We start from the raw sequence: 23937 nt of genomic DNA, 5'->3' as shown, positions 1-23937 counted from the left end.
AACAAACCAACCCAAAACTAAAATAAAAACTTATTTTAATTTTAAAAATCAAAATTAAAAAAATCGATAATAAATATAAGATCTCTTAAAAGATTATTTAATTTTTTAAAAACTATCTAATTTGATAATTCTGATTTTTCTAATTTCACAATCCAAAAATCTTCCTTAACTCTTCATCTTGAAAGACATGAAACAGAGCCCTTGAGGAAAAAGTCTGTAAATTATTACTTTTTTTTGACATAACCTCTTCTTTTAGACTCTTAGGGGGAATCCCATGCGACCTGATCATATGAACTTCTGTTGTCTATGTGCTGCTATTTTGTCATCCACAGCGGTCCTCTTTGGCCAGGATCCCTTAGGTGAAACCGCCCTCCTCACTAAAAATCCTAATCATGTCGTCTGTACATTTTTTGAGGACTGTACCATGGAGAGCCTCTTTCCTGCTCTTTGTGCTCATGCATCACAAGATGATCCTTTGTATGTACTTGGAAATTCCTACTGTTGGTTCGTATCTAAACTCCATATCACGGACCCCAAAGAGGCTCTTTTTAAAGAAAAAGGAGATCTTTCCATTCAAAATTTTCGCTTCCTTTCCTTCACAGATTGCTCTTCCAAGGAAAGCTCTCCTTCTATTATTCATCAAAAGAATGGTCAGTTATCCTTGCGCAATAATGGTAGCATGAGTTTCTGTCGAAATCATGCTGAAGGCTCTGGAGGAGCCATCTCTGCGGATGCCTTTTCTCTACAGCACAACTATCTTTTCACAGCTTTTGAAGAGAATTCTTCTAAAGGAAATGGCGGAGCCATTCAGGCTCAAACCTTCTCTTTATCTAGAAATGTGTCGCCTATTTCTTTCGCCCGTAATCGTGCGGATTTAAATGGCGGCGCTATTTGCTGTAGTAATCTTATTTGTTCAGGGAATGTAAACCCTCTCTTTTTCACTGGAAACTCCGCCACGAATGGAGGCGCTATTTGTTGTATCAGCGATCTAAACACCTCAGAAAAAGACTCTCTCTCTCTTGCTTGTAACCAAGAAACGCTATTTGCAAGCAATTCTGCTAAAGAAAAAGGCGGGGCTATTTATGCCAAGCACATGGTATTGCGTTATAACGGTCCTGTTTCCTTCATTAACAACAGCGCTAAAATAGGTGGAGCTATCGCCATCCAGTCCGGAGGGAGTCTCTCTATCCTTGCAGGTGAAGGATCTGTTCTGTTCCAGAATAACTCCCAACGCACCTCCGACCAAGGTCTAGTAAGAAACGCCATCTACTTAGAGAAAGATGCGATTCTTTCTTCCTTAGAAGCTCGCAACGGAGATATTCTTTTCTTTGATCCTATTGTACAAGAAAGTAGCAGCAAAGAATCGCCTCTTCCCTCCTCTTTGCAAGCCAGCGTGACTTCTCCCACCCCAGCCACCGCATCTCCTTTAGTTATTCAGACAAGTGCAAACCGTTCAGTGATTTTCTCGAGCGAACGTCTTTCTGAAGAAGAAAAAACTCCTGATAACCTCACTTCCCAACTACAGCAGCCTATCGAACTGAAATCCGGACGCTTAGTTTTAAAAGATCGCGCTGTCCTTTCCGCGCCTTCTCTCTCTCAGGATCCTCAAGCTCTCCTCATTATGGAAGCGGGAACTTCTTTAAAAACTTCCTCTGATTTGAAGTTAGCTACGCTAAGTATTCCCCTTCATTCCTTAGATACTGAAAAAAGCGTAACTATCCACGCCCCTAACCTTTCTATCCAAAAGATCTTCCTCTCTAATTCTGGAGATGAGAATTTTTATGAAAATGTAGAGCTTCTCAGTAAAGAGCAAAACAATATTCCTCTCCTTACTCTCTCTAAAGAGCAATCTCATTTACATCTTCCTGATGGGAACCTCTCTTCTCACTTTGGATATCAAGGAGATTGGACTTTTTCTTGGAAAGATTCTGATGAAGGGCATTCTCTGATTGCTAATTGGACGCCTAAAAACTATGTGCCTCATCCAGAACGTCAATCTACACTCGTTGCGAACACTCTTTGGAACACCTATTCCGATATGCAAGCTGTGCAGTCGATGATTAATACAACAGCGCACGGAGGAGCCTATCTATTTGGAACGTGGGGATCTGCTGTTTCTAATTTATTCTATGCTCACGACAGCTTTGGGAAACCTATCGATAATTGGCATCATAGAAGCCTTGGCTACCTATTCGGTATCAGTACTCACAGTTTAGATGACCATTCTTTCTGCTTGGCTGCAGGACAATTACTCGGGAAATCGTCCGATTCCTTTATTACGTCTACAGAAACGACCTCCTATATAGCTACTGTACAAGCGCAACTCGCTACCTCTCTAATGAAAATCTCTGCACAGGCATGCTACAATGAAAGTATCCATGAGCTAAAAACAAAATATCGCTCCTTCTCTAAAGAAGGATTCGGATCCTGGCATAGCGTTGCAGTATCCGGAGAAGTGTGCGCATTGATTCCTATTGTATCCAATGGTTCCGGACTGTTCAGCTCCTTCTCTATTTTCTCTAAACTGCAAGGATTTTCAGGAACACAGGACGGTTTTGAGGAGAGTTCGGGAGAGATTCGGTCCTTTTCTGCCAGCTCTTTCAGAAATATTTCACTTCCTATAGGAATAACATTTGAAAAAAAATCCCAAAAAACACGAAACTACTATTACTTTCTAGGAGCCTACATCCAAGACCTAAAACGTGATGTGGAATCGGGACCTGTAGTGTTACTCAAAAATGCCGTCTCCTGGGATGCTCCTATGGCGAACTTGGCTTCGCGAGCCTACATGTTCAGGCTTACGAATCAAAGAGCTCTGCATAGACTTCAGACGCTGTTAAATGTGTCTTACGTACTGCGCGGGCAAAGCCATAGTTACTCCCTGGATCTGGGGGCCACTCACAGGTTCTAGTTCCCTTGCCTAGCATTGCGTTTTAGAGCTTGAGAAAAGTCTTAGGGATCTCTCTCTAAGACTTTTCATTTTTTTTCTCACGTCGCGTATCACATTTAAGTTCTCCGACAGAAGTGTTTCAGAGCCGGGAAAATCTCCGTCCCAAAGTCCAACATCAAACCAGCTAACCTAACTTGAGCACTCTCTAAAGAGGCATCTAGTTGCGCTCTATCTCCAGGAGATAAAGTCTCTCCTTCCAAGATCGCTTCCCAACGTACTCCTGAACTATATACCGCATAACCTACAACTAACAAACCATAAGTAGGAATATTCGACTGCATCCAGAGCGAGAGCGCAGTAATCGATCCTGATACCGGCTTTTCTTTTGGACAACAGCAACACAGTAATTTTTTTAATTGTTGCCAGCATCCTGTTTGATGACATCTTCTTTGTTTTCGATTATAAATCTTAGCGTTCTCTGTGTGCTTGGCTACGGTTAAGCATGTTTGCACAACCTGTGATATCGCTTCTAAAAGAGGCGAGGTCTCTTCCAAAGACACGCTCTCCATGCTGGTATGAGTAGTACAGCAACTGCGTAAAGGACAAACCATGATTCACCTCGATTCCGTTAAAAAACAAAATGGGTTTAATAAAAACAAGGCTATTTTAGCTGAATTAGGGCGTATTTTTTATTATTAAAAATAAAAATTACCACCCAATTATAGAAACTGTTCTTACAATACGTCTTCTTACGAGCTCACCTAGAACATAATTCTGTCTTTATGTACTCTGCTAAAGACCTGTTCAAAACTAGAAGTGCGTAAAAGAATTTTTTATGAAAAAAAAGCTCATCCTTTTGTTTGAATCAAACAAAAGATCCTGCTCTCTAAAATTCTAGAGAGCCTTCCCTTTTTTCTATACCATCCGCCCTCTCCTATCATCGAAATGCATGAACAACCTCAAATAGGAGAAGGACACAAAGAATTCCTGGGATCAGAACCCACTTCTGAAAAGAAAAATCTTTATTAAAAGATTCTATTCAAGCCCATGGATACAAAATGTGCCGTTTGTCGACGACGAGCATCCAGCGAATAGTTCATATAGGCTCTTCCAAAATGATGAATATACAAAGTATCATGCACTTCTAAGAAGAAGGCATGCCGTGCCAGCGGAGATCCTTGTATAGGTGTCTTCACTCCGTTAGCAATAATTTCCATATTGCAATGTGGAGTGACACGCCAAATGTCTGGTCTATATCCCATATTTAGTGTCAGTTTAGAAGGAGGAGATCTTCGCACATGAGAAACTGCATGAGCTACAATTCCTATTGGAAGCGACATATTATGCCCTGACCCGCGAGCGAAATATCTAGTTAGGGAGCCAGTTTCTCGTGTAGAACTGGACCATCCTCCGGCCATTTCAAAACGCATAAACCCTGTAAGCTCATAATCTCTAGCGAACTGACGAGTAGGAATGCAGTACTCTAAGAAATTATGCTCGGCACCTACAAACGCATAATAGTTATTGTTGTGCCAATGACATTTCGAATGATCGAACTTCTGCGTTTTGTCATTAAAATACTGCGTATGCATTCTGTGCACAGAATAGCCATAAGCCGTCTCCCAATACACAACAGTTTCTGTTCCTTTAATATCTACATAACTTCTTCCGAAACAGGACAACATCGTCATGTTCCCTGCATCCTTGGAGTAATACATTCGGCTTTTTGTTTGACCATATAGTTGTCCAAAAGCCACTCCAAAGATGGACCCATTTTCGTAATGGTAGGCAGCAGTCGCCTGGAATCCTCCGTATCTAGCTAGAAATCCATCCCGATCATCTTGTACATAATTTAGAATATAGTCCCCAAGAGCATGCAAAGATGCTACAAATCCTACATCTCGAGAAACATAATATTCTTTCAAACCATTAGTAAAGGTTCTTAATGCAGATCCCGCTACCCAAAGAGAGTTGGGCACCAATTCCCCCTTTCTCTGAGGATCTAATCGATACTTCCCGTAGTTGGAAGCGGGTCTCCATGTCAGATATAAGGTATTACTTGTATTAGGAGGCACCATACCCTTAGCATCAGGAGCTAAGGGAGGTTTCGTCCAATCTGCAGACCAAGAACCTTGATAGCCATAGTGCGCAGCATCTGCATCATTAATAGTGACAGCTGTTTTTACAACCCCATTACTATTGGTATTATTGACAGAAGATAGGGTAACAAAAGGAATTGTCAGCGATCCCACAAAAAGCGGATTATCATAGACCTCCGCCTCATTCTTCATCACTAGGTCTAAAGTAGGATTATTATTAACGGTTACAGTTGTATCAGCGCCCAGTATGGCAGTCTTATAGTTAGGAGTTAAAAAGGATTCTAAATCAACCCCTAACTTAGATACCGTGCAAGTGTAATTATTTGCAGTACCTGCAACAGCAGACAACGAAGCTCCGGATCCTAAAGTCACTCGTCCAGAGGTAGCTGTAATGGTCCCAGTAGTTAAGGTAGCTCCTTCCGTCACAACCAACTCCCCTCCTAACACAGTCAGAGCTCCTGGGAAGTTAGAAGTAGAGTTAAGAACTTGAAGTTTTTCTGAAGGAGTCAATGACTCGGCGGTAAAAATCACAGATCCATTACCGGACTGATTAATCGTGACAGCACCAGGCATAGAAGAAGAAGATGGTGATGGTGTCGATGCACCCGCTGCTGAATTATTTTGTACTACAGGATCATAAAAGATCAGCTTCGATAGTCCGGAAGCATTTAAAGAAACAGTCGTTCCATCACTTAAGATTCTTGCTGCGCTGCGCTCTCCAGGACGATCACTCGTCATATTCCCAGAAAAAACAATATCCCCATCAGAAGCGCTTAAAGTAAGATTCCCAGTTGAACCAGAGCTTGCTTCACTCACGCAGATGGCGCCTCCTTCTGCAGCTCGGTTTCTTTCAAACAGAATCGATCCTCCATTCGTGCTTATATCGATAGTAGGAGCATAAATAGCTCCACCGCCTTTTTCTGCTGTATTGTTACTAAAGACAACCGAATCATCTGCTACAAGAGAGAATTTTTTCGTTAAGATTCCTCCACCTCTGCCTTTTGCAAAGTTGTAATCAAAAACAATAGAACCCTTGTTCCCCTCAAATGTTACTGTATCTTCTGGAGAGCAAATAGCTCCTCCACCGCCTCCTGTCTCCGTATTACTCTGATCCTGACTAGTAGCAGCAAGAATCCCTAAATCATCGTATGCTGTGTTCCCTCGGAAGAATATGCCTCCTTCATTGTCTTTGAAAAGCACAGTTCCTTTGTAGACTACTCCGCCTCCACAGGAGGCTACGTTATCTGTGAAAGAAACTTTCCCTTTACAGTTTTTAACTGTAAAACTTGGTGTTGTAGCAGACCCGCTACCCCCACTACCAGCATTATTATTACTATTACCTCGAAAAACTGTTCCAAAATTCCCGGCATTATTATCGAACATGACCTCTTTTTTAATACCGGAGATCTCTAAACTGGTCTCTATAGAAAAAATAGATCCCTGGCGAGCATCACTGACTGTGGGAGATGAAGAGCTTGAAGCGGTAGGGGATGGATCTGGAGCAGGCGGAGTTGATGATGAGGTTGGCACAGTAGATAAAGGAGAATACCCCACAGAGTTATCCCGGAAAATCACTTCGCCTGCTCCGGAAATACTCACGGTTTTCCCTGAGATCATTCCCTTTTCTCCGCAAGAAACATTTTTCGAAAACATCAAACTCGAAAAATCTTTCAGAGTAAGTGTCTCTCCTGCTGAAATGAAGGCATAATTTTGAAGAACTGGCCCTTGAGAATGTGTAAATGATAATGTATGGTTTTGTCCGGTAATCGTTAAATTGTCGCCATTAGCTGAGATAATTGAGCCGTTCTCTGCCCCTGCATAGACATTGACAAAAGCGCAGTCTCCATTCAAGTAAACATCGTCCCCCTTAAAAGGAGTGGTTACATTAGGTGTTAACACTTGAGGAGAGCTCGCGAATCCATACGAATAGGAACACAAACAAGCTAAAAAACAAAATGATGTAGATCTCAAAGAAAAAGGCATCGCTAACACTTAACTATCTAACCAATATTTTTAGAACCGGACTTTACTTCCTGCACTCAAACCATAACCTCGAGAAGTATCTCGATACTCATATCTTCCATGGCCATATACTTCTATATTGCTTGTTAGAGAAGCATACATAGACCCTCTAACTATGACTCCATGTCTTGCCAAATGAAAGGCATCTGTTGTCCATGTCTCTTGATGGGATAGGAGTGTTGTCTGAGTCCCAGAGATGGTGCGATAAGCATCACAGATATAAGCCCCCATAAAGCTATATTTATTAGGGTGTGTACTAGAACATCGATCAAATTTTACTCCAACAGGAACTGATAGATTCATGAGATGTCCACTCCTAAATGCCCGAGCTTGATCGCCTTCCTCTGTAAAAGATTCATGATCGGCATAAGAAAACTCAGCTTGCACGAAAGGACGCAACTCATTCAAATAGAGCTTAGATGGAGTAATCACAATCGGTAATCCCACTCCAATCTCTCCAACCAGACAGTTATTATCCCAACGAACATCGCTCTCCTCTGCAAATGTATATGAGGTTTTCATATGCTGATTCCCAAACCCGTAGCTAGCACGAATAAACGCATCTCCAAACACATAAGATCCACATAAAGCCTGTTTGGTAGATAGATAAACGGATCCTATGCAAGCATGATGATTGGAACGACACACTACATAATCTTTAGATCTACCAAATACTTCAGTAAATGCTAGACCAAACATCGATGATCCAAAGTAGGAGTTTGCTCCTAAGGAATAACCCCCACTAATATACCGATATCCCTGACCTAAAGCATCGCGGTCATGATAGAAGAAATTCGAAACTCCAGAAACCCATAATCCTCGACAATAAGAGCGCCCATCCACACTTGCTTGAATTGCTGAATGCGCAGATCGTATATCTAAAATGGATCCCCATAAACTATTTGGAACCAAAGAAGCTACTCGCTCAGGCCCAGGATTATACCCAGTTTTAGTCCATGTAGCTTTCAGAGTATAAGGACCATTATTTGCTGTATTAGGATCCCACGCAAGCTTCCAGCTTCCTTGATAGCCATACTTAGGCATCTCATTCCCTAGAGTCAAATCTGATGGGGCATTAGCTGGGGGCTGAGTCCCTAACTGTAATTTCAGGACATCGATTTTTTGATTAGAACCTAGCCAATCATACCTATCATAAGCTGTATCATCCAAATCCTCAAAAAAGATAGGCCCACTAATTGTAACAGAACCAGCAGTTGTGCTACCAATGACTGCAGGATGAGAATCTTGCGCTGGAGGATTGGTAGGAGGATTCGTAACTGCATTGTTTGCTAACAAAGAAGAAAGAGACAAATGCAGATTGGAAAGCGTGATCAACTGATTAGCGGCAGGAGGCTGTTGTGGTGGTTGTGGAGTTACAAAATCCAATGTACTCCCAGCTTCCATATACAGACTCCCACCTGTCTGACTTAGAGAATTCACTGATAATTTTGCCTTTTCACGAAGAACAATCCTTCCTTGCTCTATCGTAACATTTTGGTACAAAGTACTGTTTCCATTAGCAAAAACAATATCCCCTGTGTATCCTTCACCATCGTTAATTTTTAGAGGTTCGGAAGACTGCGCTGGCTGGTTATTTCCGTTTGCCATCTCGATGGGATCATTAAAGAGAATCTGATGCCCTGCTTTAGCTCTTAATGTCGTTATTTTCCCTCCCGATCCCATCGAAATGGCTTGTGAGGACACAGTTACGCCATTAACATCGGCAGCATTCTCTTTGGCTGTTCTTTTAAGATTCCCATCGAAAATCATATCTCCATAATCAGCAGATAAACTGAGCTCTCCAGATTCTCCTAAATAAATCGCTCCACCATCATTAGCGATATTCCCTAAGAATTGTACAGGGCCACAGTTAGCAACCGAGAGCTTTTTGGCATAAATAGCTCCCCCTTTCCCAGCAGCTACATTGCTACTAAAGAAAACTACTCCCTCTCCATCAAAGGAAACTGATCCAGAGTTATTGGATCCTGCTGCTTGCGCACCATTCTTACAGAAGATAGCTCCTCCATCTCCGTAATTATCACTCGTATTAGAAGCCTGTCCATTTGTTGGTTGCTCAGCAGCAATGTAAACAGGAGAAGCAACATTGTTGAGAAACAAGGTTTTTCCATTATTCAGGAAAGCAACGTTCCCGTAGGAGTAAATCCCTCCTCCTACTCGGGCTACGTTCCCATCAAACTCTACCGCAGTATTTCTGGAAAAACTTACTACTGGATCTTCTGTTGAAGTAGATGATGACACTCCCTGCTGCCCATCCTGAACAGCAGCAATCCCTCCCCCTCTTACTCCTGCAACATTCGCTACAAAGGCAATAGGAGCCTCGTTAGCCATAGCAGAGAAACTGGTGACTACTTGACAAGCTCCCCCATCAGCTTGAGCAGTATTTTCTTGGAAGACACAAAGCTTGCTAATTCCTTGAACCGTTAAGCTCTTAGCATCTATAGCTCCCCCATCTCCAGAGACTAAATTACTATAGAATGAGAACTTCTCATTATTGAGTAACAAAAGATCTGTTTTAGAATAAATAGTACCATTAGACGGTGTAGATGTTGTCGTCGGAGTCTGGCTACCATTATTAGTCGTTGCAGCAGGCAGTACGGCAAGTAATGAGTTGCAATTGGAAAAAGATAATTCTTTAAAACCCTCAATAGTAAATAACCCGCTATTAGCGCTGTCACTTAGTGCAGCTCCATTTGTAGAAGTCCGTATGTTCTCGAAAGTCAACGAGTGTCCTCTCCCTAAAACAGTAAAACTCCCTAATAAGTTCCCAAAACAACTTAAAGGCAAAGCTGCAATAGAATTGTCAAGATTTTTTAACGTTAACTCTCCTGCAGAAAAAACAGTAGTCCCACTCGGATCTCCTATAACAGTATAGGGAAATGATACAGTTAACGTCTCCCCATCGTAAATTCCTTGAGGAACCATGATTTCTGCTGCATACCCCCCCCCATTTAAAGAGCAGCAAGAATAAGCTAGAATCATTGAAAGAAAGAACTTATGGAAAGACGTTTGCATCACACAAAAGCTGAAAGATAAAGTTAATTACTCTGCTTCATAAAAAATTAATGATTTAACATCAATAAATGTCCTTATCTTCGGCGCATTCGATCCTTCTCTCTTTACAAAATCCAATAATTACACTATTTGTAGGCTAAAAATAACATCCCCCTTTTAACCTGCAATGATTAAAAGAACTTCTCTATCCTTTGTTTGCCTCAGTTTTTTTTATCTTTCAACTATATCTAACTCGCAAGCCAATGAAACAGATACACTACAGTTCCGTCGATTTACTTTTTCGGATAGAGATATTGAGTTCGTCCTAGATCCCTTCTCTTTAATTACTGCTCAAAATATCACCTTGTCAAATATAACCTCATGGGGCGAAGGAGCCTGCACCATTTCAGGTAATACGCAAACCCAAATCTTCTCTAATTCTATTAACACTACCTCTGCTGCTGGGGGGGCTTTTGATATGGTTACTACCTCATTCACGGCCTCTGATAATGCTAATCTACTCTTCTACAACAACTACTGCACACATAATAAAGGAGGAGGAGCTATTCGTTCCGGAGGACCTATTCGATTCTTAAATAATCAAGACGTGCTTTTTTATAATAACACATCGGCAGGAGCTAAATATGTTGGAACAGGAGATCACGACGAAAAAAATAGGGGCGGTGCGCTTTATGCAACTACTATCACTTTGACAGGGAATCGAACTCTTACCTTTATTAACAATATGTCTGGAGACTGCGGTGGAGCCATCTCTGCTGACACTCAAATATCAATAACTGATACCGTTAAAGGAATTTTATTTGAAAACAATCACACGCTTAATCATATACCGGACACGCAAGCTGAAAATATGGCACGAGGAGGAGCAATCTGTAGTAGAAGAGACTTGTGCTCAATCAGCAATAATTCTGGTCCCATAGTTTTTAACTATAACCAAGGCGGGAAAGGTGGAGCTATTAGCGCTACCCGATGTGTTATTGACAATAACAAAGAAAGAATCATCTTTTCAAACAATAGTTCCCTGGGATCGAGACAATCTTCTCCTAAAAGTGACGGAGGAGCCATTCAAACGACACAAGGATTTACTTTACGAAATAATAAAGGCTCTATCTACTTCGACAACAACACTGCTACACACGCCGGGGGAGCCATTGACTGTGGTTACATTGACATCCGAGATAACGGACCCGTCTATTTTCTAAATAACTCTGCTGCCTGGGGAGCAGCCTTGAATTTATCGAAATCTAGCGCTACTGCAAATTATATCCATACAGGGACGGGAGATATTATTTTTAATAATAATGTCATCTTTACATTTGATGCGAACTTACTGGGAGTACGAAAACTTTTCCACATTAATAACAACATAGTCACTCCTTATACACTATCTCTTGGCGCTAAAAAGGACACTCGCATCTATTTTTATGATCTGTTCCAATGGGAACGTGTTAAAGAAAATGGTAACAATAATCCACCGTCCCCTAATAGCAGAAATACTATTACCATTAACCCAGAAAAAGAGTTTTCTGGAGCTGTTGTGTTCTCCTACAATCAAATGTCTAGCGACGTACGAACTCTGATGGGCAAAGAACGTAATTACATTAAAGAAGCCCCAACTACTTTAAAATTCGGAACTCTAGCTATAGAAGACGGCGCTGAATTGGAAATCTGGAATATTCCTTTTACCCAAGAATCCACCAGTCTTCTTGCTTTGGGAAGCGATGCAACTCTCACTGTAGGGAAAAACGGGAAACTCACTATCACAAATCTTGGAGTCATTTTACCTGCTATTCTTAAAGAGAACTATATCCCGCCGTGCATTCGTGTTAATCCACAAGATATGACGCAAAATACAAATGCCAATCAACCTCCGCCAAGCACGAAAGACGTATCTACCCAAATGATTTTCTTCGATGGCGACCTCGCTCTAGTAGACGAAAATTATGAATCTGTCTACGACAGCATGGATCTCTCTCGAGGGAAAGCGGAACAACCAATTCTATCCATAGAAACCACCAATGATGGGCAATTAGGCTCCAATTGGCAAACTTCTCTCAATACTTCCCTACTCTCTCCACCACACTACGGATACCAAGGCCTATGGACTCCTACTTGGTTAACAACAACCTATACAGTAACCCTCAGTAATAATTCTTCTAACCCGACATCTGCTACCTCCATCGCTGAGCAGAAAAAAACTAGTGAAACTTTTACTCCTAGTAACACAACTACAGCTAGTATCCCTAATATTAAAGCTTCCGCAGGATCAGGCTCTGGATCGGCTTCCAATTCAGGAGAAGTTACGATTACCAAACATACCCTTGTTGTAAACTGGGCACCAGTCGGCTACATAGTAGATCCTATTCGTAGAGGAGATCTGATAGCCAATAGCTTAGTACATTCAGGAAGAAATATGACCATGAGCTTACGCTCATTACTCCCAGATAACTCCTGGTTTGCTTTGCAAGGAGCTGCAACAACATTATTTACAAAACAACAAAAACGTTTGAGTTATCATGGCTACTCTTCTGCATCGAAAGGGTATACCGTCTCTTCTCAAGCATCAGGAGCTCATGGTCATAAGTTTCTTCTTTCCTTCTCCCAGTCATCTGATAAGATGAAAGAAAAAGAAACCAATAACCGCATTTCTTCTCGTTACTATCTCTCTGCTTTATGTTTCGAACATCCTATGTTTGACCGCATCGCTCTTATCGGAGCGGCAGCTTGCAATTATGGAACACATAAAATGCGAAGTTTCTACGGAACTAAAAAATCTTCTAAAGGGAAATTTCACTCCACAACCTTAGGAGCTTCTCTTCGCTGTGAACTACGCGATAGTATGCCTTTACGATCAATAATGCTCACCCCATTTGCTCAGGCTTTATTCTCTCGAACAGAACCAGCTTCTATCCGAGAAAGCGGTGATCTAGCTAGATTATTTACATTAGAGCAAGCCCATACTGCCGTTGTCTCTCCAATAGGAATTAAAGGAACTTATTCTTCTGATACATGGCCAACACTCTCTTGGGAAATGGAACTAGCTTACCAACCCACCCTCTACTGGAAACGTCCTCTACTCAACACACTATTAATCCAAAATAACGGTTCTTGGGTCACCACAAATACCCCATTAGCTAAACATTCCTTTTATGGGAGAGGTTCTCACTCCCTCAAATTTTCTCATCTGAAACTATTTGCTAACTATCAAGCAGAAGTGGCTACTTCCACTGTCTCACACTACATCAATGCAGGAGGAGCTCTGGTCTTTTAATTATGAAAAAAGCGTTTTTCTTTTTCCTTATCGGAAACTCCCTATCAGGACTAGCTAGAGAGGTTCCTTCTAGAATCTTTCTTACGCCCAACTCAGTTCCAGATCCTACGAAAGAGTCGCTATCAAATAAAATTAGTTTGACAGGAGACACTCACAATCTCACTAACTGCTATCTCAATAACCTACGCTACATACTGGCTATTCTACAAAAAACTCCCAATGAAGGAGCTGCTGTCACAATAACAGATTACCTAAGCTTTTTTGATACACAAAAAGAAGGTATTTATTTTGCAAAAAATCTCACCCCTGAAAGTGGTGGTGCGATTGGTTATGCGAGTCCCAATTCTCCTACCGTGGAGATTCGTGATACAATAGGTCCTGTAATCTTTGAAAATAATACTTGTTGCAGACCATTTATATGGAGTAATCCTTATGCAGCTGCTAATAAAATAAGAGAAGGCGGAGCCATTCATGCTCAAAATCTTTACATAAATCATAATCATGATGTGGTCGGATTTATGAAGAACTTTTCTTATGTCCAAGGAGGAGCCATTAGTACCGCTAATACCTTTGTTGTGAGCGAGAATCAGTCTTGTTTTCTCTTTATGGACAACATCTGTATTCAAACTAATACAGGAGGAAAAGGTGGCGCTATCTATGCTGGAACGAGCAATTCTTTTGAGAGTAATAACTGCGATCTCTTCTTCATCAATAACGCCTGTTGTGCAGGAGGAGCGATCTTCTCCCCTATCTGTTCTCTAACAGGAAATCGTGGTAACATCGTTTTCTATAACAATCGCTGCTTTAAAAATGTAGAAACAGCTTCTTCAGAAGCTTCTGATGGAGGAGCAATTAAAGTAACTACTCGCCTAGATGTTACAGGCAATCGTGGTAGGATCTTTTTTAGTGACAATATCACAAAAAATTGTGGCGGAGCTATTTACGCTCCTGTAGTTACCCTAGTGGATAATGGCCCTACCTACTTTATAAACAATATCGCCAATAATAAGGGGGGCGCTATCTATATAGACGGAACCAGCAACTCCAAAATTTCTGCCGACCGCCATGCTATTATTTTTAATGAAAATATTGTGACCAATGTTACTTCTAATAATGGAATCAGTACTAATCCTCCTAGGAGAAATGCAATAACAGTGACTAGCTCCTCTGGCGAAATTATATTAGGAGCTGGGAAGGGCCAAAATCTAATTTTCTACGATCCTATTGAAGTGAACGCAGGAGTCTCTGTATTCTTCAATAAGGAAGCTGATCAAACAGGATCTGTAGTGTTCTCGGGAGCTACTGTTAATTCCGCGGATTTTCATCAACGGAATTTACAAACAAAAACACCAGCAACACTGACTCTTAATCATGGTTTTCTATGTATTGAAGATCATGCTCAGCTTGCAGTGAATCGATTCACACAAACGAAAGGAGTCGTTGCTCTTGGAAATGGTGCTGTTCTAAGTTGCTATAAAAATAATTCTACGAATGCCTCTGTAACACTTAAGCATATAGGATTGAATCTTCCTTCTATTCTGAAAAGTGGTGCTGAGATTCCCTTATTGTGGGTAGAGCCTACCGCAACTACTAGCAATAGGACAACAACATACTCAGCAGATACTGCAGCTGGCTTTTCATTAAGAGATGTAAAACTCTCACTCATTGATGACTATGGAGACTCTCCTTATGAATCCACAGATCTGACCCATGCTGTGTCATCACAACCTATACTAGCTATTTCTGAAGCTAGTGATAGCCAGCTACAATCAGAAAGTATGGATTTCTCTGGACTCAATGTCCCCCACTATGGATGGCAAGGACTTTGGACTTGGGGCTGGGCAAAAACTCAAGATCCAGAACCAGCAAACTCCTCAGCAATTACAGATCCACAAAAAACCAATAGATTCCATAGAACCTTATTACTGACTTGGCTTCCTGCTGGGTATGTTCCTAGCCCGAAACACAGAAGTCCCCTCATAGCGAATACCTTATGGGGGAATATGCTGCTTGCAACAGAAAGCTTAAAAAATAGTGCAGAGCTGACACCTAGTGATCATCCTTTCTGGGGAATTACAGGAGGAGGACTAGGCATGATGGTTTACCAAGATCCTCGAGAAAATCATCCTGGATTCCATATGCGCTCTTCCGGATACTCTGCGGGGATGATAGCAGGGCAAACACATACCTTCTCATTGAAATTCAGTCAGACCTACACCAAACTCAATGAGCGTTACGCGAAAAACAACGTATCTTCTAAAAATTACTCATGCCAAGGAGAAATGCTCTTCTCATTGCAAGAAGGTTTCTTGCTGGCTAAATTAGTTGGTCTTTACAGCTATGGAGATCATAACTGTCACCATTTCTATACCCAAGGAGAAAATCTAACATCTCAAGGGACGTTCCGTAGTCAAACGATGGGAGGTGCTGTTTTTTTTGATCTCCCTATGAAACCCTTTGGATCAACGCATATACTGACAGCTCCCTTTTTAGGTGCTCTTGGTATTTATTCTAGCCTGTCTCACTTTACTGAGGTGGGAGCCTATCCGCGAAGCTTTTCTACAAAGACTCCTTTGATCAATGTCCTAGTCCCTATTGGAGTTAAAGGTAGCTTTATGAATGCTACCCAAAGACCTCAAGCCTGGACTGTAGAATTGGCATACCAACCCGTTCTGTATAGACAAGAACTAGGGATCGCGACCCAGCTCCTAGCCAGTAAAGGTATTTGGTTTGGTAGTGGAAGCCCCTCATCGCGTCATGCCATGTCCTATAAAATCTCACAGCAAACACAACCTTTGAGTTGGTTAACTCTCCATTTCCAGTATCATGGATTCTACTCCTCTTCAACCTTCTGTAATTATCTCAATGGGGAAATTGCTCTGCGATTCTAGAGTAATAGAGGGGGCTCCGGCCCCTTTATCCTCTTCCCGTCTATTTTAGATTTTAAAGAACAAACTATAATTTCATGGGATTTCGCTAGAGGGAAGTCTTAATTTCCCCAAGGCAAAAAAGAGTATATCTCCTAAAATATATGCTTTCTTTAACAAGTTAATTAAGCAAATAGCCCTATGTTATCTCCCACCAACTCAATTTCAAAGACGGTACCTGCTCCTCCTCAGGATTCGTCGAAACCAGTTCTTATCTCTGAAGAACCTCAAAACCAACTTTTACAAAAAGTAGCTCGTACAGCTTTAGCTGTTCTTCTTGTTGTTGTTACTTTAGGATTGATTCTCCTCTTTTACTCCTTTTCTGATCTACAATCCTTCCCTTGGTGCTGCCAAACACGCCCTTCTACTAAGGAGCACCCTACCATCTCTATTCCAGAACCTCTTCCGTCTCCTCCTCTTGCCGTACCGCGTCCTAGTACTCCCCCCCCTCCCGTCATATCACGTCCTAGCACGCCTCCCGCACCAACCCCTGCTATATCACCTCCTAGTACTCCTTCTGCTCCAAAGCCCTCTACACCTCCTCCTCTTCCTCCCAAGGCTCCCAAACCAGTTAAAACGCAAGAAGACCTCCTTCCCTTTGTTCCGGAGCAAGTGTTTGTAGAGATGTATGAAGATATGGCTCGACGACAGATCATCGAAGCGTTGGTTCCTGCTTGGGATTCTGACATTATTTTCAAGTGTCTATGCTATTTCCACACCCTTTACCAAGGTCTCATTCCTCTGGAGACCTTCCCCCCAGCTACCATATTCAACTTTAAACAGAAAATCATCTCGATTTTAGAAGACAAAAAAGCTGTTTTACGAGGGGAGCCTATCAAAGGCTCTCTGCCTATCTGCTGTTCGGAAGAGAATTACCGCCGCCATTTACAAGGAACAACCCTCCTCCCTGTGTTTATGTGGTATCACCCTACTCCAAAAACACTCTCGGATACCATGCAGACTATGAAACAGCTAGCTATAAAAGGATCTGTAGGAGCGAGTCACTGGCTACTTGTTATTGTCGATATTCAAGCTCGTCGGTTGGTCTATTTTGATAGTTTATACAACTATGTGATGTCTCCAGAAGATATGAAAAAAGATCTTCAATCCTTTGCTCAACAACTAGACCAGGTGTATCCTGCCTGTGACAGCCAGAAATTCTCTGTAAAGATTGCAGCAAAGGAGGTAATCCAAAAAGGCTCCGGATCCAGCTGCGGCGCTTGGTGCTGTCAATTTTTACACTGGTATTTGAGAGATCCCTTTACAGACGCTTTGAATGATCTCCCCGTTGATTCTGTAGAACGCCATGAAAACCTAGCCTCATTTGTCCGGGCTTGCGAAGCGGCTGTTCAGGATCTCCCAGAGCTTTTTTGGCCTGAAGCAAAAGCTCTTTTCTAATCTAAAAATCTTTTTAAATAAGAGGCCATCGAGAGATGGCCGCTCTTATTTCTTACTATTTTTCATCTGCTCTTTTTATAAGCAGCAGGGATATTGTTTTTTGAAATTAATAAAAATTTTTATAAAACGTTTGTTTTTGATTAATTTTAACTGGAAAATCCCATTTTTCAGATATAATTATTTGTCCGTTTAATAAATTAACAATTTATTATGGAACCAATTCATAATCCTCCCCCACAAACATGTTCGTATTCTAGACCTTCAACTACCTATACATCTTTCAAAGATGCTTCTTGCGGTACTAAAGTTACTAGAATCATCATAGCGCTATTCCTCATAGTGATCTCTTGCGGACTTATTCTCTGCGCATATACATTCCGTGACCTTTTAGATGCGGATTACTCAGCACAAGAGGGACCACAGCAAGCAACTAAGCTTTTACAACAACTAGATAAGGTCTTAACCGGTCCTCCTCTTCCTATCTGGGATAACGAACATTTGTTCCAATTCTCGTGCTTAATGCAGAACAAACACAGGCGGGTTCTCCCTATAGACATCTGTAATCCGCTTACCAAATTCAATTTCTTAGAATATATTTGTAACTGCCTCATGACGAAACAATCCGTTAACGTCAACGAAACCGACATGTGCGAGCTTTTCTGTCCTCCGACTTGCACACCAGAAAACTATCGACGACTTCTGTGCACCTCTAGTGTATTCCCATTCGTTATGTGGCATGATCCTTCTGCTGATACGCAAGAAGCTATGCTTACGAAAATGGATCAGACTATGAGCTCTGGCCGAGTAGGAAATAGTCACTGGGTACTGGTTATCGTAGATATCGAGCATCGATGTGTCACATTCTTCGACAGTTTTTACAACTATATAGCCTCTCCACAACAAATGCGGGAACAATTAGAAGGACTTGCCGCCTCCCTTGGAGCTATCTATCCCAAAGAAGGTGGAGCAGACTCCGATCAAGAAGAATTACTTTCTCCTTTCCAGGTACGCATCGGATCGACAGTAAAAGTCCAATCTCCTGGAGAATTCACCTGTGGAGCTTGGTGCTGTCAATTCTTGGCGTGGTACCTAGAAAATCCTGACTTTGATCTTGAAGAGAAAGTACCTACAAACCCATCTGAGAGAAGAGCTCTACTCGCTGATTTTATCTCTACAACGGAACAAGCTATGTCTAGATACTCATCTTTGAGCTGGCCAACTACGGATTAGAGAACAAATCTTACTGTAGCGTTACAGAGAAAATCAGAGTAGCTGAAGGAGGCAACTCAATATCTAAGCCCCAGCAGTCGGGACCACTTTCATCATCCGCTTCGATCAGTCCTGCAGCCTCTCTCTCTTGTCTCGCGATTTCAGGTGTAAGGATTTCAGGCTCTCGAAAACCTTTCCCCGATCCCCCGAATCTTGTGTCATCTGTATTCATCAGCAAATCACAAGATTCTAGGGGGAGTATGGGAAGTAAGTAATGAGGAAAGTATCCTACCCCAAAATGATGCACGCAAAGCAAAGCTTTCTTAGCATCCGCGTCTGCAAAGCGGAGATAAGCAACAACGCCATTACGCACATCACTAAAATCAACCCAACGGAAAGAGGAGGGAAGATGGTCCGCTTGCCACAGTTGCGGGCTCTGCACATATAAAGCATTTAGCTCTTGCGAACACAAATGCACACCTTGATGATAAGAAATATCTAATAATTCCCAGTCTAGCTCACGACCGGGGGACCACTCTCTCCCCTGACCGAACTCTCCCCCCATGAAAAGCAATTTCTTTCCTGGTTGACAGATCTGATAACCTAATAATAAACGCAACTGAGCAAACTGTCTCCAAGCATCTCCAGGCATCTTACCGATTAAACTGCGTTTCCCATGAACAACCTCATCATGGGAAAAAGGCAGTAAAAACCTCTCACTAAAAGCATACCATTGTGGGAAAGTGAGATCGCTCTGGTGATAAGGACGATATGGGAAATCCTTCTCGAAATAATGCAGTGTATCATGCATCCATCCCATATTCCATTTGTAATCAAACCCTAATCCCCCTTCTTCGACAGATACAGTAATCTTAGGGAAGGTTGTCGACTCCTCTGCGAAAGTCAAAACACCTGGATATTTCTCATGAATCACAGTGTTGAATTGCTGAAGAAACCGAATCGCATCAAGGTTCTCTCTTCCACCATAACGATTTGGAACCCATTCTCCAGCATATCTTCCATAATCTAAATAGAGCATAGATGAGACAGCATCCACACGAATACCATCTACATGCATTTTATCGATCCAAAAGAGCACACTTCCTAAAAGAAAATTGCACACTTCCGGTTTAGCATAATCAAAAGTGTAGGTGTGCCAGTGAGGATGCAACGGACTCGGATTCCGTGTATATTCATACAGAGGAGTGCCATCAAAACCACTCATTGCAAATGAATCTATAGGGAAGTGTCCTGGAACCCAATCTAAAATCACCCCGATACCATGCTGATGCATGGTATCTATAAAATACTGTAAATCTTCAAAAGAGCCATAACGACTTGTAGGAGCATAATATCCCGTTGTTTGATATCCCCAAGATTCATTCAAAGGATGCTCGGTTACGGGAAGCAACTCTACATGCGTATAATGCATCTGCTTGCAATAGAGAGCTAGCTGATCTGCTAGCTCTCTATAATTCAAAGGTTGTCCTTCCTGCCATCGCCAAGACCCTACATGAACTTCATAGATATTCATAGGGCCTTCAGTCTTTTTAATGCGCTCTTCTAACCACTCGCTATCGGTCCATTCATAAGAATCATCGATAACAACGGAAACGCTCCGAGGAGGAGGACCAAAAAACTTCCCATAAGGATCCGATTTAATGAGAACCTGCCCAGATTCTGTGACCATTTCCCATTTGTAACAAGCTCCTGCTGTAAGGCCAGGAACAAACAGCTCCCAAACTCCTTGATCTGAAACCTTATGAAGAGGATTAACGAGCCCATGCCACCCATTAAAATCTCCAATAACAGAAACACGTTGAGCATGAGGGGCCCAAACAATAAATCTTACTCCAGGTACTCCATCAATTTCACAAGGGATAGCACCCATGCGTTCATAGATACGCTGATGAGTCCCTTCATGGAATAAAAAAGAATCGATTTCCCCCCAAAGTAAAGGGAAGGCATAAGGATCATGAGCCAATAAACCATTTTGATGATAGACTCGATAATCTTGGGGAGAAATTCCTTTCATTACAGGAAGAGAAAAAATCCCTGAATGGTGCGACTCTGCCTGTTGAATCTTACCTCGCAACTCAACAAAAACGGTCTCTGCCCCAGGGCGGAAAAGAACTATCCGATCTTGATTCAAACTTTCAGAAACAATTCCCAAAAGATCTTGTGGACTGCTCTGTTTACCAGAAACGAGAAGTTCCACGTGTTGAGTATTTAAGAAAAAAGGATCCACAATATTTTCTGCATTTATTTACAAAAACGGTCCCATAGATACGTGGTTCCGGCTTTTATCTCCACTTTTTCTAAAAGATTTTTTATTTTACAAGAGATAATTCTACCTTGTTCTTCGACACGGAAACGAGACGAATGCACACCTGGACTAATGATCGCAAGCTCCCTAGAAACGTGAGCTTTTAAAATCACTCTTCGAATGGTTTTCTTAGACCATTCGAAAGAAATCTCCCCAATATTCTCAAGATACAGGCCAATCCACCGACCGCAAGGGAATTCTGGAGGAAGCGCAGGCAGTAAGGTAACAACCCCATCACTCTCTTGAATAAAAATCCTCCGCATACTGAGAGCTGCAGCTCTCAGTAATGAAAAAGGAACAGCCTCATTCCCTGGTCTGGGATCTTCCGATACTATGCCTTGATACTCTTCATCATACAAACGTGGGAGCAATGTTTTAGATAACCCTGCATAAACGAATCTCTCTAATAAAGAAAACACTCTTTCTTTATTAGGTTCTGCAATAGCTGCATCTAATGTATCCAATAGAAGCGCAACCTCGGTCTTCTCCATGGATAGGTTAGGCTGATTTTGTAACAACGCTCCATGACGGAATAGGAAAGGAAGGATCTCTTTAAGATCTTTTCTTCTTCTAATTTTTTCTAGATCGGCGTGTTTATGCACTCCAAAAGAAACATATTCTCCAGAATAAAAAGAAGCGGATGGCAAATCCGCTATAGAACGCGTATAACACCCGTTTGGAGAAAGATAATACTTATACTGCTCAGTCATTACAGCGACTCCTCCGCGATTCAAATTCTGAAATACTGCGAAACGCTGCAGGGGACCTTGAATAGGAACTCTACCTTCATTTACCAGCTCATGCGAAGAAGAAAAAATTCTCCAAAGAGATGGAAATACTTGCGCATACAAAGTCGAACCGGGAATAGGGATTTTAGCTCCGGGTTCCATTATGTAAGGTTTGAAACTTTGTGCTATCTTGATCATAAAACTCCCAGCGCCTTTGTACTATCCTCTCCAGACCTTATATTTAATCATCTTTCTTTCAGTAGGATGGAGAGCTATTCCATGGTACCTTTTAGAAACGTTATTATCAACATAGCGACCTCCTACACTCGTAATTAAAAGAAATCTTATTTTGTCAGGAGGAAATACGCTTTCTTCTATTCTAAAAATGTTTATCCCTATAAAAAATTGCTCGTGCTTTTATCTTGCAAATATTCCTAATAAACAAAATGACTCCCTCTGCCCTCTTTCACAAACGACTGATAGAACAATTTACGATCTTTCTCTCCGTGGATCACGGAATCTCCCCTCTTTCCGTACAAGCTTATTGCCAAGATGTTCTCTTATTTTTACAACGCGCCTCTATTGAGGCTACCGATAGAATCAACCAAGAGAGTGTCTTCCTATTTGTAGAAAAATGCCATAAAGCTAAAGAATCTGAAACGACTTTAGCTCGCAGACTGATCGCCCTAAAAGTCTTTTTCCATTTCCTAAAAGATGCGAAAATGCTCGATCAACAGCCCTTTATAGAACATCCGAAAATCTGGAAGAGACTCCCTTCTATCCTTTCCACAGAAGAAGTGAATTCTTTATTAGATCAACCTTTGAATATCCCTAATTTAGACACTCATATAGCAAGCAGAGACGCCGCTATTCTGTATACATTCTATGCAACAGGAATTCGTGTATCCGAACTATGTGATCTTTGTATCGGGGACATCAGTGATGATTTTATTCGCGTTACTGGTAAAGGAAGAAAGACTCGGCTCGTGCCCATCAGCATCAAAGCCAAACAAGCTATTGACGCTTACTTAAGCTCTTTCAGAGATGAATTACAAAAAAAAAATCCCTCTGAAGAACATGTATTTTTGTCTATCAGAGGGAAAAAACTCGATCGTTCCTGTGTATGGAAACGCATTACTTTTTATGCAAAATTAGTCACTACCAAACGCATTTCGCCGCATTCTCTGCGGCATGCGTTTGCAACGCACCTACTCAATAACCACGCGGATCTTCGTATTATTCAAGAAATGCTTGGGCATTCTCGCATTTCTTCCACGGAAATCTATACACACGTAGCCTCAGAGAGCCTAATCGAAAAATTCCACACCTACCATCCTAGAGATATCTAAGATCTGCGACGAGGTTTTTTCTTCTTTTTCTCTGGAACAGGTTTCTTACAAGGGCACTCGCGCTTCTCTTGAAAACTCTCTGGTGTATCCTCGTCTACACCTGTATTGGGATAATAATAGTCATACCGGTAGGGATAGTAAAAACTATAAGGAATCCGCTCCCCTTCCTGTTCTTCAAATTCTACTCCTGCAACAAGAACGCTTTCCGAAGGTTGAACTAGAGATCCCGAATACACCGCATCAGCCCCAAAAACAGCAGAACTCAACGAAAGCATCCCCAAAAGGATTGACAGCTGTTTCATTCACTTTCCCCCACCTTTTCTCCGATGCCGCAGAAAAAACCACAGACTCGGGTTATCCAAATAAACACACTAGGTATCTGAACAAGAAGATTTTTAGAAGGAAAGCTATGCCCAGGATAGGACTTGAACCTACATGCCGCGAAGCACTGGATCCTAAATCCAGCGTGTCTACCAATTTCACCACCTGGGCATAGATGGCTGATAGAGGAAGCCATGGTATCTCTATCCGCTTATTTTCGCAATAGGTTAATCGTCTTCTGCGCTCTTTTCTTCTATATGTGCAAAAGATGTTAGGTTCTTTCGCACACCTTTCTCTTTTGATCAGAAAAAAAATACAATATTCCCTCTCCATTGTATCAATATTTCCGCTTTTTCTTCCTGAC

Annotated in this window: 11 protein-coding genes, 1 tRNA gene and 1 pseudogene; 6 read left to right on the top strand and 7 right to left on the bottom strand. The window is 41.7% G+C overall.

The features are described 5' to 3' along the window. The first annotated feature begins 274 nt into the window (after nucleotides 1-274). Nucleotides 275-2911, top strand: a complete 2637-nt coding sequence (locus CTA_RS04780) for a polymorphic outer membrane protein middle domain-containing protein (protein WP_011324917.1) — start codon at nucleotides 275-277, stop codon at nucleotides 2909-2911. Nucleotides 2912-3043: 132 nt separating this feature from the next. Here CTA_RS04780 and CTA_RS04775 read toward each other — a convergent pair. The 3 genes and pseudogenes from CTA_RS04775 to CTA_RS04765 all read right to left on the bottom strand — a co-directional run. After that, nucleotides 3044-3334, bottom strand: a pseudogene (locus CTA_RS04775) (hypothetical protein); the annotation flags it as partial. Between the two features lie 581 nt (nucleotides 3335-3915). Beyond that, nucleotides 3916-6972 carry a polymorphic outer membrane protein middle domain-containing protein gene (locus CTA_RS04770; protein ID WP_011324915.1) on the bottom strand — a complete coding sequence of 1019 codons (3057 nt, stop codon included), beginning with the start codon at nucleotides 6970-6972 and terminating at the stop codon, nucleotides 3916-3918. 30 nt (nucleotides 6973-7002) lie between these two features. Continuing rightward, nucleotides 7003-10044: a polymorphic outer membrane protein middle domain-containing protein gene (locus CTA_RS04765; RefSeq protein WP_011324914.1), complete on the bottom strand. Its 3042-nt coding sequence runs from the start codon at nucleotides 10042-10044 to the stop codon at nucleotides 7003-7005. Nucleotides 10045-10210: 166 nt separating this feature from the next. On the opposite strand from CTA_RS04765, the gene CTA_RS04760 reads away from it, so the two are divergent. The 4 genes from CTA_RS04760 to CTA_RS04745 all read left to right on the top strand — a co-directional run bounded on the left by CTA_RS04760 (nucleotide 10211) and on the right by CTA_RS04745 (nucleotide 18870). Continuing rightward, complete coding sequence (locus CTA_RS04760; protein ID WP_011324913.1) at nucleotides 10211-13315, top strand: polymorphic outer membrane protein middle domain-containing protein; 3105 nt, start codon at nucleotides 10211-10213, stop codon at nucleotides 13313-13315. A 2-nt stretch (nucleotides 13316-13317) separates the two neighbouring features. Beyond that, nucleotides 13318-16206 carry a polymorphic outer membrane protein middle domain-containing protein gene (locus CTA_RS04755; protein WP_011324912.1) on the top strand — a complete coding sequence of 963 codons (2889 nt, stop codon included), beginning with the start codon at nucleotides 13318-13320 and terminating at the stop codon, nucleotides 16204-16206. 177 nt (nucleotides 16207-16383) lie between these two features. Further along, nucleotides 16384-17640, top strand: coding sequence for a deubiquitinase (locus CTA_RS04750; protein WP_011324911.1), 1257 nt, complete (start codon nucleotides 16384-16386; stop codon nucleotides 17638-17640). Nucleotides 17641-17850: 210 nt separating this feature from the next. Beyond that, nucleotides 17851-18870, top strand: a complete 1020-nt coding sequence (locus tag CTA_RS04745; protein WP_011324910.1) for a deubiquitinase — start codon at nucleotides 17851-17853, stop codon at nucleotides 18868-18870. A gap of 10 nt (nucleotides 18871-18880) precedes the next feature. On the opposite strand, the gene glgB is transcribed toward CTA_RS04745, so the two are convergent. Together glgB and CTA_RS04735 are read right to left on the bottom strand one after the other, a co-directional pair. Then, on the bottom strand, nucleotides 18881-21097 hold the full coding sequence (glgB, locus tag CTA_RS04740; RefSeq protein WP_009872256.1) for a 1,4-alpha-glucan branching protein GlgB: 2217 nt from the start codon (nucleotides 21095-21097) through the stop codon (nucleotides 18881-18883). Nucleotides 21098-21111: 14 nt separating this feature from the next. Continuing rightward, complete coding sequence (locus tag CTA_RS04735) at nucleotides 21112-22101, bottom strand: glycoside hydrolase family 95-like protein (protein WP_009872985.1); 990 nt, start codon at nucleotides 22099-22101, stop codon at nucleotides 21112-21114. 248 nt (nucleotides 22102-22349) lie between these two features. On the opposite strand from CTA_RS04735, the gene CTA_RS04730 reads away from it, so the two are divergent. Further along, a complete protein-coding gene (locus tag CTA_RS04730; protein WP_011324909.1) occupies nucleotides 22350-23252 on the top strand; it encodes a site-specific tyrosine recombinase XerD in 903 nt (300 codons plus the stop codon). Here CTA_RS04730 and CTA_RS04725 read toward each other — a convergent pair. Beyond that, nucleotides 23249-23554: a hypothetical protein gene (locus CTA_RS04725; RefSeq protein ID WP_011324908.1), complete on the bottom strand. Its 306-nt coding sequence runs from the start codon at nucleotides 23552-23554 to the stop codon at nucleotides 23249-23251. The genes CTA_RS04730 and CTA_RS04725 overlap by 4 nt on opposite strands. Before the next feature lie 108 nt (nucleotides 23555-23662). Next, a tRNA-Leu gene (locus CTA_RS04720) sits at nucleotides 23663-23744 on the bottom strand. Nucleotides 23745-23937 lie beyond the last annotated feature (193 nt).

Origin of the sequence: Chlamydia trachomatis A/HAR-13 (assembly GCF_000012125.1) — a bacterium.
In the GTDB taxonomy this organism is placed as follows: domain Bacteria; phylum Chlamydiota; class Chlamydiia; order Chlamydiales; family Chlamydiaceae; genus Chlamydia; species Chlamydia trachomatis.
This window is presented reverse-complemented; position numbering and strand designations above follow the sequence as displayed.